This is a genomic window from Streptomyces sp. NPDC000941 (genome assembly GCF_053599555.1).
This window is the reverse complement of record NZ_JBSFMM010000322.1, coordinates 1-9,783: the sequence shown is the minus strand read 5'-3', so window position 1 is coordinate 9,783 and position 9,783 is coordinate 1. Positions and strand designations below refer to the sequence as shown.

At 68.0% G+C, this 9,783-nt stretch carries 8 protein-coding genes; 4 read left to right on the top strand and 4 right to left on the bottom strand.

Annotated elements, in window-relative coordinates; all coding sequences use genetic code 11:
- Window positions 1-52 precede the first annotated feature (52 nt).
- The 4 genes from ACWDSL_RS49385 to ACWDSL_RS49370 are packed head-to-tail and all read right to left on the bottom strand — an operon-like array spanning window position 53 to window position 4,313.
- On the bottom strand, window positions 53-1,522 hold the full coding sequence (locus ACWDSL_RS49385) for a dihydroorotase (protein ID WP_450495821.1): 1,470 nt from the start codon (window positions 1,520-1,522) through the stop codon (window positions 53-55).
- Window positions 1,523-1,527: 5 nt separating this feature from the next.
- Window positions 1,528-2,307: an ABC transporter permease gene (locus ACWDSL_RS49380; protein WP_450495819.1), complete on the bottom strand. Its 780-nt coding sequence runs from the start codon at window positions 2,305-2,307 to the stop codon at window positions 1,528-1,530.
- Window positions 2,308-2,315: 8 nt separating this feature from the next.
- Window positions 2,316-3,152, bottom strand: coding sequence for an ABC transporter ATP-binding protein (locus ACWDSL_RS49375; RefSeq protein WP_450495818.1), 837 nt, complete (start codon window positions 3,150-3,152; stop codon window positions 2,316-2,318).
- Window positions 3,153-3,197: 45 nt separating this feature from the next.
- Window positions 3,198-4,313 carry an ABC transporter substrate-binding protein gene (locus tag ACWDSL_RS49370; RefSeq protein ID WP_450495816.1) on the bottom strand — a complete coding sequence of 372 codons (1,116 nt, stop codon included), beginning with the start codon at window positions 4,311-4,313 and terminating at the stop codon, window positions 3,198-3,200.
- Between the two features lie 432 nt (window positions 4,314-4,745).
- Here ACWDSL_RS49370 and ACWDSL_RS49365 point away from each other — a divergent pair, with 432 nt between their 5' ends.
- The 4 genes from ACWDSL_RS49365 (at window position 4,746) to ACWDSL_RS49350 (ending at window position 9,747) form a co-directional block, all read left to right on the top strand.
- Window positions 4,746-5,909, top strand: coding sequence for a DUF2235 domain-containing protein (locus tag ACWDSL_RS49365; RefSeq protein WP_450495814.1), 1,164 nt, complete (start codon window positions 4,746-4,748; stop codon window positions 5,907-5,909).
- Between the two features lie 444 nt (window positions 5,910-6,353).
- Window positions 6,354-7,655 (top strand): MFS transporter, encoded by a 1,302-nt coding sequence (locus ACWDSL_RS49360; RefSeq protein ID WP_450495812.1) that lies wholly within the window; start codon window positions 6,354-6,356, stop codon window positions 7,653-7,655.
- A complete protein-coding gene (locus ACWDSL_RS49355) occupies window positions 7,652-8,614 on the top strand; it encodes a dihydrodipicolinate synthase family protein (RefSeq protein WP_450495810.1) in 963 nt (320 codons plus the stop codon). The genes ACWDSL_RS49360 and ACWDSL_RS49355 overlap by 4 nt, the downstream gene beginning before the upstream one ends.
- A complete protein-coding gene (locus ACWDSL_RS49350) occupies window positions 8,611-9,747 on the top strand; it encodes a mandelate racemase/muconate lactonizing enzyme family protein (protein ID WP_450495808.1) in 1,137 nt (378 codons plus the stop codon). The genes ACWDSL_RS49355 and ACWDSL_RS49350 overlap by 4 nt, the downstream gene beginning before the upstream one ends.
- The last annotated feature ends 36 nt before the right edge of the window (window positions 9,748-9,783 follow it).

The window sequence follows — 9,783 nt, the reverse complement described above, 5'->3', positions numbered from 1 at the left end:
GGCCGTGCCCCGGCCACCGCGGCACGCGGCGCCGCCGGGCAGACGTCGCGGGTCAGGCGGCGCCCGTCGGGCGGTGCAGGTAGACGCCGACGGGCTCGCCGACGATCCGGCCCGCCCGCAGGATGTGGTTGCCCCTCAGGAAGGTGTCGGTGACCTGGGCGGTCAGCTCGATCCCCTCGAACGGGGTGTATTCCTGCGTCGACTCCGACTCCGCTGCGCGCACGGTCCAGGTGCGGTCCGGGTCGACCAGGGCGATGTCGGCGTCGAAGCCGGGTGCGATGGTGCCCTTGGTGCCCAGCCCGTAGCGCCGGGCCGGGTTCCAGGAGGTCAGCGCGGCGATCCGGCCCAGGGACAGGCCGCGCTTCGTCCCCTCGGCGATCAGGCCGGGGAGGAGGTACTCGGTTCCGCCGAATCCCGCCTTTGCGAGGAAGACATCGTCCTTGGGCTCGCCGAACTTCAGCTCCTCGCGGCAGCAGGCGTGGTCGCTGACGACCCAGTCGACGGTGCCGTCGAGCACGTACTCCCACAGCGCCTCGACGTCCTCCCGGGGCCGCAGCGGCGGGTTGACCTTGCCGCCGAGGCCGTGTGCGGTGGTGATGTCGGCGAGCAGGTGCCCGATGGTGACCTCGCGGCGGAAGTCGATGTGCGGGAAGGCCCGGCTCATCCGCACGGCCGCGTCGACCGCCTTGCGGGAGGACAGGTGCAGCAGGTTGATCGTCGGCAGCCCGGTCTCGTGAGCCAGATAGGCGGCGATGGAGACCGCGAGCCCCTCGGAGTGCTGCGGCCGGGAGGCGCTGTAGGCGGCGAGCCCGGTCAGCTCGCCCGCCTCCTCGACCAGCTTGGTGTACGCGGTCATGATCTCCGCGGTCTCGCAGTGCAGGGACAGCGAGATCTGTTCGGCGAGGTCGGGGAATCGCTCGCGTGCGGCCTGCACCCCGCGCATGACGAACTCGAAGTGCGCGTAGTCGTACCGCTCGTCCTCGGGGATCATCAGGAACGCGTTCTGATCGGCGGACCTGCCGTGCAGGCCATGGCTGCCGTAGAACATGAAGACCTTGAACGAGGTGACGCCGAACCGCTCGATCAGGTCGGGGATCTCGTCGATGTGCGCCCGCGAGATCGGGGCCAGGTGAAAGCCGTAGTCGACATGGGCGCGGCCGGCGACGGCGCCCAGCACCTCGGGGAAGAAGTCGGCGTACGCGCCGCCCCTGTTGAGGTAATACTGGCCGGTCCGGAGGTAGGTCAGGGCGCTGGTGACCCCTCCCTGCGCGCTCGCTCGGCTCTCGCTGGCCGCGTCCTCGGCCGGCGGGTTGTAGATCCCCCAGTGCTGGTGGGCGTCGACGACGCCGGGGAACGCCAGCTTGCCGCCGGCGTCGACCACCCGACGGGCCCCTGACACGGCGATGCCGGGGGCCACGGCGGCGATCCGCCCGCGGCTGACGGCAATGTCCGCGGGCCGGGCGTCGTCGTGGTCGTGGGTGACGACGCGGGCGTTCTTCACCACCAGGTCGTACTCGGTCACCGCGCTCATGCCCCGATCACCCGGCTCTCCTGCGACCAGAAGACGAAGCGTCTCTGGGCGAGGCGGATGATGAAGTGGGCGATCAGTCCCAGTACGGAGAGCACTACCAGCACGGCGAACATCCCGGCGATGTCGAAGTTGTAGTTGGTCTGCAGCAGCAGGTATCCCAGGCCCTCCTTCGCCCCGATGAACTCGCCGACGACAGCGCCGAGGATCGAGAAGACGATCCCGATCTCGAGACCGGCGAAGATGAAGGGGAGTGCGCTCGGCAGTCGCACCATCGTGAAGACCTCGAACCTGCCGGCGCCGAACACCGTGAGCATCTGGACCCGGTCGGCATCGGCCGAGCGCAGCCCCTCGACCACGTTGACCAGCATCGGGAAGAACGCGATGACCGCCGCCATGACGACCTTGCTCGTCATGCCGAAGCCGAACCACACGACGAACAGCGGCGCGAGGGCCGCCTTGGGCACCGTCTGGAAGGCGACGATGTACGGCATGAAGGTGCGCTCGATCAGCCGTATCTGCGAGATCGCTGTGCCCAGCACCAGCGCCGCGCCCGCAGCGAGGAGGAAGCCGTACAGCGACTCCAGCACCGTGACCTTCAGATGTCGCCAGAACAACGGGTCGGCCAGCTGTGTCCGCAGGGCGTCGAAGACCTGGGAGGGGCGCGGCAGCAGGTAGTCGTCGACCCCGAAGGCGGGGACCGCGAACTCCCACGCCAGCAGGACGATCACGAAGACGGCAGGCACGAGCAGCAGTTCGGGCCGCTCCCTCAGGTCCACGCGGGGCCTCATGAGTCGATCACTCCGATGGCGTTGAAGTGCTTGCGGATCCGCTCGACATACACCCCGGCCCGGTCCGAGGCCATGGCGCCGAGCGCACGCGGGCGTTCCAGCTCGATGTCCACGATCTCGGCGATACGGCCGGGGCGGGGGCTGAGGACCACCACCCGGTCGGAGAGGAAGACCGCCTCGGGGATGGAGTGGGTGACGCACACGATGGTCTGGCCGCTCTCCCGCCAGATCCGCAGCAGCTCGACGTTCATGTACTCACGGGTCATGGCGTCGAGCGCGCCGAAGGGCTCGTCCATCAGCAACACGGCCGGGTCATGCACCAGAGCCCGGCAGATCCCGGCGCGCTGCTGCATCCCGCCGCTCAGCTCATGGGGGTACTTGCCCTCATAGCCGTCGAGGCCGACCATCACGAGCAACCGCTCGGCCCGCTCCCGGTACACACGCGCGTCGAGCCTCCGTACCTCCACGGGCACCATCACGTTCTGCAGAATGGTGCGCCATGGCAGCAGGGTGGCCGCCTGGAAGACCATGCCCACCTCGGGAAGCGGCCCCGCTACGTCGCGGCCCGCGACACGGACCGCCCCCTCGCTCCTGGGAAGGAGCCCGGCGAGGATCTTCAGCATCGTGGTCTTGCCGCAGCCCGAGGGGCCGACGACCGAGATGAACTCACCGCGCCGGACGGTGAAGGCGATGTCCGAGAGCGCGTGGGTCGGCTCCGATCTGCGCGGCCGGTAGATCTTGTGCAGTCCGTCGACTTCGATCCAGCGGCCTTCGTCCACGTCGGGCGGAGAAAGCGCGTTCAGGCGGCGTCGACGGCGACCCGGAGTCCTCATGGCCATAACGGTCTCCCTACCTTCCTGCTGGTGGCGCGCCGGTCGCTACTTGGCAGCCTTCGCCTTCTCGATCACAGCCGCGGAGTCGAAGTCGTTCGCGCCGCTCAGCAGGCTGTCGTCCCACAACTCCGAGAGATCGACGTCCTTGGTGATCTGACCGGACGTCTTGGTATAGGCGATCGTCTTGTTCCACTCCGCGTCGCTGATCGCGCCCCAGTTCTTGAAGCTCTCGCGCTCACCGGTGGCGGGGATCGCGGTCTTGATCCACGCGTTGAGCGTCCTGCTGTCGTCGGCGATACGGTCGTCGGCCTTCTTGCCGGTCAGCAGTTGCGGGAAGGCCTGGTAGCCGTCACGCATGGCAGCCTCGGAGTTGACGGCGGAGAAGAGCAGCGCCTGGTACATGGCGCGCAGGTAGCGCGTCAGCACGTCCTTCTTCTCCTTCAAGGTCTTCTCGGTCACCGCGAAGGTCAGCGAGCGAATCCCCTCGAAGGTGTCGGAGTTGTCCAGGTAGCGAAGCTCGGTTCCGGTGTTCTCGATCGTGGTGTACGCCTGCGTGTACAGCGCGAGCGCGTCGACCTTGCCTCCCTCCAGGGCGGACAGGGCCTGCGCGCCCACGCCGACCGGCAGCAGGTCGATGTCCTTGGCCGCGTCCAGACCGGCGTCGCCCGCGTACGCACGGGCGTAGATGGCCGAGCCGGAGGCGAGGCTGATGACGCCGATCTCCTTGCCCTTGAGGTCGGCAGGGGTCTTGATCTCGCTGTCCGGCCGGACCGCCATGCGCCACGGCCAGTTCTGCACCAGGCCGCCGATGGCCTTGACCGGGATGCCCTTCTCCCGCGCGGCCAGGATGGCTCCCGCGTCGGCCGCCGTGATGTCGGCACTGCCCGAGGCGACGGCCTGGATCGCGGCCACCGAGCCGTCGGTGTTGATCACGTCGACCTTGAGCTTCTCCTCGGACAAGTAGCCCTCGGCGTCGCCCACCGCATAGGTGGCGACCTCTTCCTTGGGTGCGATCACGGCCGAGGCGACGGCGAGGTCGAGCGAGGCCTGGGCGCCTGAGGCGCTGTTGGAGGACGAAGAGGCGCCGCCTCCGCAGGCGGAAAGCGCCGCGAGGGCGGCAAGGGTGGCGGCAGTGACGCCGAGCCGCAGGGAATGTCTCATGTTCGGCACCTCTCTCGATCCGGTGGAGCAAGCGGTATCGGTTTTGCGAACACCCATTGGCAGCGCCCGTTCTGAGAGGGAGCGGCGTGTCTCGTTGCCGGGGGACGTAGCGGTCGGCGAATCGCTCATCAGGGCGACCGGTAGGCGTCGGTCGGCCCGGCCTGGGGGCGGACCTCCAGGATGTCGGAGGCGAACAGGCTGCGGAAGATGGCTGGTTGTCGCGAAGCGGCATTTCCGTAGCTGGTTTTGGGCGGATACGGCGCTGGTTCCGTCCAGCCGCGGGTGGGGCGCGCCTGCCGACACGAACCCGTGGGCGCGACCTTAGACTTGGTGATTCGGATGGCCGGAATCGAATATCCCGACTTCAGCCCCGTGAGGGCAGGGCGGTAACTGTTGCCTCAGGTCCTCCGACGAAACAGGAGGAGGGCTGTCATGCCCAAACGTCTCATCGTGTGCTGCGACGGCACGTGGAACACGGCCGATCAGGTCGAGGGCCGGCAACCCTGCCCGACCAACGTCACCAAACTCGCCCTGGCGCTTGCCCCCGAGGACACGGCTGGGAACCGACAGTGCGTCTACTACCACCGCGGCGTGGGCACCAGCCGCTGGGACCGTCTGCGGGGCGGCGCGTTCGGCGCCGGGCTGTCCGGCAATGTGTTGGATGCCTATCGTTTCCTCGTCGACAACTACGAGCCCGGCGACTTCGTGTACTTCTTCGGCTTCAGCAGGGGTGCGTTCACCGCCCGCAGCACCGCCGGTATGGTCCGCAACTGCGGCATCCTGCGCCGGGAGAACTCCCACCGGATCGGCGAGGCGTGGGCCCTGTACCGCAGCTCGGCCGACCGGCCGAGCGGTGTCGCGGCCAGCCTGTTCCGCCGGGCGTACTCGCACGACCCGCGGATCCGCTTCATCGGGGTGTGGGACACCGTCGGCGCGCTCGGCGTCCCGGCGCTCGGACCGCGCTGGCTCAAGCCCGTCATAAGGCGGCTGAACCACCGCTGGGAATTCCACGACACCAAGCTCAGTACCCGGGTCGACGGCGCTTTTCACGCGCTGGCCATCGACGAGCAGCGATCGGCGTTCGAGCCCACGCTGTGGCACCAGGAACCCGGGGTTGACGGGCAGAAGTTGAAACAGGTGTGGTTCACCGGGGTGCACTGCGACATCGGCGGCGGGTACACCGAGACCTCCCTGTCCGACATCACCTTGCTGTGGATGGTCGACCGGGCCCGGGAATACGGCCTGGAGTTCCAGCCCGGCGTCATCAGCCCCGAGGGTCCCAGCCGGATAGCGCCGGGCGAGAGCGTCGACTTCAGGGTCGCGCCCGATCCGATGGCCCAGCCGCACGCCTCCCGGACGGGGCTTTACCGCCTGGCCAAGCGCGCGCATCGGCCCATCGGCGAAGCCACGGGCAAGGACGGACGCACCGACGGAGGATGCGAGTACCTGGCCACGACTGCGAAGGAGCGCTACGACGGGGACCCCGGCTACCGGCCGCCACGGCTCGTCAAGTACCTCGCCCAGCCGGAGAACGTGCGTCTCGAGTCGGCACCGCAGACAGCGCCGACCCTGCGCGAGCGGCCACGGGGCGAGTAGTCGCACCCAGAGTAGAACACGCAGGTCAGTATCCGTACGGCACCGCGAACCCCGTCTTGCTCCGTCCGACGGTCCGTCAAGGACGGAATTTTGTCAAAAGCGTTGACGAATCTCTTGGGACACTCCTACCTTCATCGCGTCGCACATCGTACGTCATATACGAGGCCAACTTTGCGGAGATTGGGAACCTGTGATCCGTTTGTCCGTTTATGGGCCGCCTCGGGTGCGTACGATCAGAAAGCAGAAGCAGCCGCTCATTCACTGACGCCGCTCATTCACTGAGAAAGAGAGATGCGGCCCGTTCACCGCCAAGATCCCGGGCCGCGACAGAGAGTTCCAATGCTCCCTATCTGGGGAGCCTACCCAACTCCGGGAGCTATGGTGCCCCTTTTCAGCGCGCCCTTGTCCAAAACCGGGAGATCACCTTCTCGGCAGCGCAGCAGCATGCGCTGGACGATCGTCGGTTTCTCGGCGCTCGGCCTCACCATCGCCTATCTCGATCGCGCCGCACTGAGCGTGGCGATGCCGCATATGTCGAAGGAGTTCCACATCAGCTCTGCCATGCAGGGCGTCTTGCTGTCGGCGTTCTTCTGGACGTACGCGCTGTTCCAGATCCCCTCCGGGTGGCTGCTCGACCGTTTCGGCCCGAGGGTCATCTATCCCATCGCGGTCGGCTGGTGGTCGATCTGGACGGCGCTGATGGCCTTCGCACAGGGCATCGGTTCGGTCATTGTGTTCCGCCTCGGCCTGGGTATCGGTGAGGCACCGGTGCAGCCCGCGAACATCAAGGTCGTCTCGCGGTGGTTTCCGCGCAGGGAACGGGCCTTCGCATCAAGCCTGTTCGACATGGGCCAGCAGATCGGCACGACCCTGTCGATCCCCGTGGTGACGGCACTGACGCTTTTCGGCGGCTGGCGCCTGGCATTCGTCGTGATCGGTGTCGCCGGGCTGCTGTGGCTGGTGGGCTGGGCTGCCGTCTACCGCGACCCCGAAGAGCATCCCCGCGTTTCCGCGGCCGAACTGGCACACATTCGGTCCGATCAGGCTGCCACGGCCGCCGGGAAATCGGGCGATGCCGATGTGCCGTGGCGGGAGCTGCTGAGCGACCCTCAGGTGTGGGCACTGACGGTCGGCTATGTGTTCCGCTCGCTCGCCGGAGCGTTCTTCCTCACCTGGTACCCCAGCTATCTGCTCGACGATCGCGGATTCTCCGAGGCGGATTTCGGCATGGTGGGCTGGATCCCGTCCCTCATCGCGATCGGCTCCACCGTGCTCGGCGGCATCGTGTCCGACCGGATGCTGGCGTCCGGACGCTCTCCGAACCTGGCCCGGAAAGTTCCGATCGTCTCCGGGCTCGGCCTGAGCGCCTGCATCGGCTTCGCCCCGTTCATCGAGAGCAACCTGATGTTGATGGTCGTGCTCACCGTCAGCAGCGCCGCGCACTCGTTCGCGGGCGCCGCGATCCTGAGCCTGCCCGCGGAAGTGGCGCCCTCCTCGGAGTGCGTTGGCGCGGTGGCCGGCTTCCAGAACTTCGGCTCCCAGGTGGGCAACCTGCTCAGCCCCATCGCCATCGGGCTCTTCCTGGCCTCGAGCAACGGGTCCTATGTGGGTCCCTTGCTCGGCGCGGCGGCAAGCTGCCTGATCAGCGCGGCGATCTATCTGTTCTGGGTGCGTGTCAAGCCCGTCGCCCTTCAGGATGACCTTCCTGTGGAGCCTGCAGAAGACCGCGAAAGGACCACCTCGTGAACGCCTCGCTGAATGTCGCCCGCCTGGTCGACCGACTCTCCACCGTGGTGGGCATCCCCGTCGTTCCGTACGACGAGGACGGTGCGGTCGACCAGGATCTGACCGCAGCGCTGACGGAACGCCTGATCCGCAACGGCGTGACCGCGCTGACGCCCAACGGCAACACCGGTGAGTTCTACGCCCTCTCCTCCGACGAACGCCGACAGGTTCTGACCTGCGTCCTCTCGGCCCGCGGGAGCGCCACGACCATCATCGCCGGAGTGGGGTTCGACCTGGATTCGGCCATCGCCGACGCACGCTTCGCCCGCGACTCGGGAGCGGACGCCATCATGATTCATCAGCCCGTCCTGCCCTACCTGGCGGCGGACGGCTGGGTCGAGTACAACGCGAGGGTCGCGGCAGCGGTACCCGATATCGGGGTGTTGCCCTACCTCACCCATCGCGCCATCACCGGCGCCCACATCACCCGCCTGGTGGAACGGGCGCCGAACGTGGTCGGGCTGAAGTACTCCGCTCCCGATCCGGTGGTGTTCGCCACCACCAAGGCCCAGGCGGCGGAGGGACTGCTGTGGATCGCCGGCCTGGCGGAGTCGTACGCCCCGTCCTACTGGCAGGCGGGGGCACGGGCCTTCACTTCCGGCCTGGTCAACCTCGCTCCGGCCGTGTCCCTGGAACTGCTCACGGCGCTCCGGCAGGGTGACTACGGTGCCGCCGGACGGGTCTGGGTACGGATCCGCCACTTCGAAGAGCTGCGGGCCCGCGATGCCTCGGCCAACAATGTGTCGGTGGTGAAGGAGGCCATGCACCAGCTTGGTCTGTGCCGACGCGACGTCCGTCCGCCCAGCCACCCGCTGTCGGAAGCACTCGCCCGCGAGGTCACCGAGTCCATGGCGCCGTGGCGCTCCGCAGTGCCCGAGGCGGCCGGAGTAGCCGAGGCGGCCGGGGGGCGTGCGGTATGAGGATCGAATCGCTGGAGACATTCCGGCAGCGGGTGGGCGACCGCCCCCGGGTGCTGGTCAAGATCAGCACGGAGGACGGCATCGACGGGTGGTCGGAGGTGTACAACCATGGCCCGGACCTGGCCTATCCGCCCCTGCTCGACTACCTGTTCGACCAGATCAAGGGCATGGACGCCCGGTCCCCGAGCCGCGTCAACCAGTTCCTCCTGCAGTCCAGCCGCTTCCCTCAAGGGGCGCTGGGCCTTGCCGCCATCGCCGCCATCGACCACGCGCTGTGGGACATCGCGGCCAAGGCCCTGGGTGTGCCGGTCTACCAGCTGCTCGGCGGCGCCGTACGCGACCGGGTGCGTGTCTACGCCGGCCTGTACTCCGCGCCGGACGTCGAGGAACTGGCCGACACCACCGCGGCGTTGCACGATCAATTCGGCTTCACGGCGTTCAAGCTGAGCCCCTACCGGACGGAGCCGCACCGGACCCGGTTCGGACTCGTCGTCCGCGAGCTGGGCGAGTACTTCGGCGAGGTCCGCAACAGCCACCCCGCGGAGTGGGACTTCGCGTTCGACGCGCACGCGTGTCTGTGGGAACCACGGCAGGCGGTCGACATCGGCGCCGCGCTCGCCCCCAACCAGCCGCTCTTCCTCGAGGAGCCCGTGCGGCCCGAGCACATCCCCGCCTGGGGAAGGATCCGGTCCGAAATCGCCGTGCCACTGGCGACCGGGGAGTGTCTCTACACCCCCCATGAGTTCCTGGCGCTGCTCAGCGCGGGCGGAGCCGACATCGTGCAACCGGACATCTGCGTCGTCGGGGGCCTCACCCAAATGGTCAAGATAGCCACCGTCGCCGACGCACACTACGTCCCGGTCGCCCCGCACAACCCGCTCGGTCCGCTCGCCACCGCGGCGAACGTGCACTTCGCGGCCGCGACGACCAACTTCGACATCCTCGAGTACAAGCCCGACGACGTGTCGTGGTGCCCCGACCCCTACCTCCCCGTCGATGGATACCTCGAGCTGCGCCCGGACCGCCCCGGCTGGGGCGTCGAGATCGACGAGGCCGCGCTCAAGACCGACGACTGGGTCGGCTGGAAAAGGAAGGTGCCGGTACGCCCTGACGGCTCGACAGCGTGGATGTGAATGATTGCCGGGTCGTGCGCGAGCCGAAACGCTCGC

Bases quoted from the DNA above. Each gene is read 5' to 3' on its own strand.
- ACWDSL_RS49375 (WP_450495818.1), bottom strand. From the start codon at position 3,152: ATGAGGACTCCGGGTCGCCGTCGACGCCGCCTGAACGCGCTTTCTCCG.
- ACWDSL_RS49370 (WP_450495816.1), bottom strand. From the start codon at position 4,313: ATGAGACATTCCCTGCGGCTCGGCGTCACTGCCGCCACCCTTGCCGCC.
- ACWDSL_RS49365 (WP_450495814.1), top strand. From the start codon at position 4,746: ATGCCCAAACGTCTCATCGTGTGCTGCGACGGCACGTGGAACACGGCC.
- ACWDSL_RS49360 (WP_450495812.1), top strand. From the start codon at position 6,354: ATGCGCTGGACGATCGTCGGTTTCTCGGCGCTCGGCCTCACCATCGCC.
- ACWDSL_RS49350 (WP_450495808.1), top strand. From the start codon at position 8,611: ATGAGGATCGAATCGCTGGAGACATTCCGGCAGCGGGTGGGCGACCGC.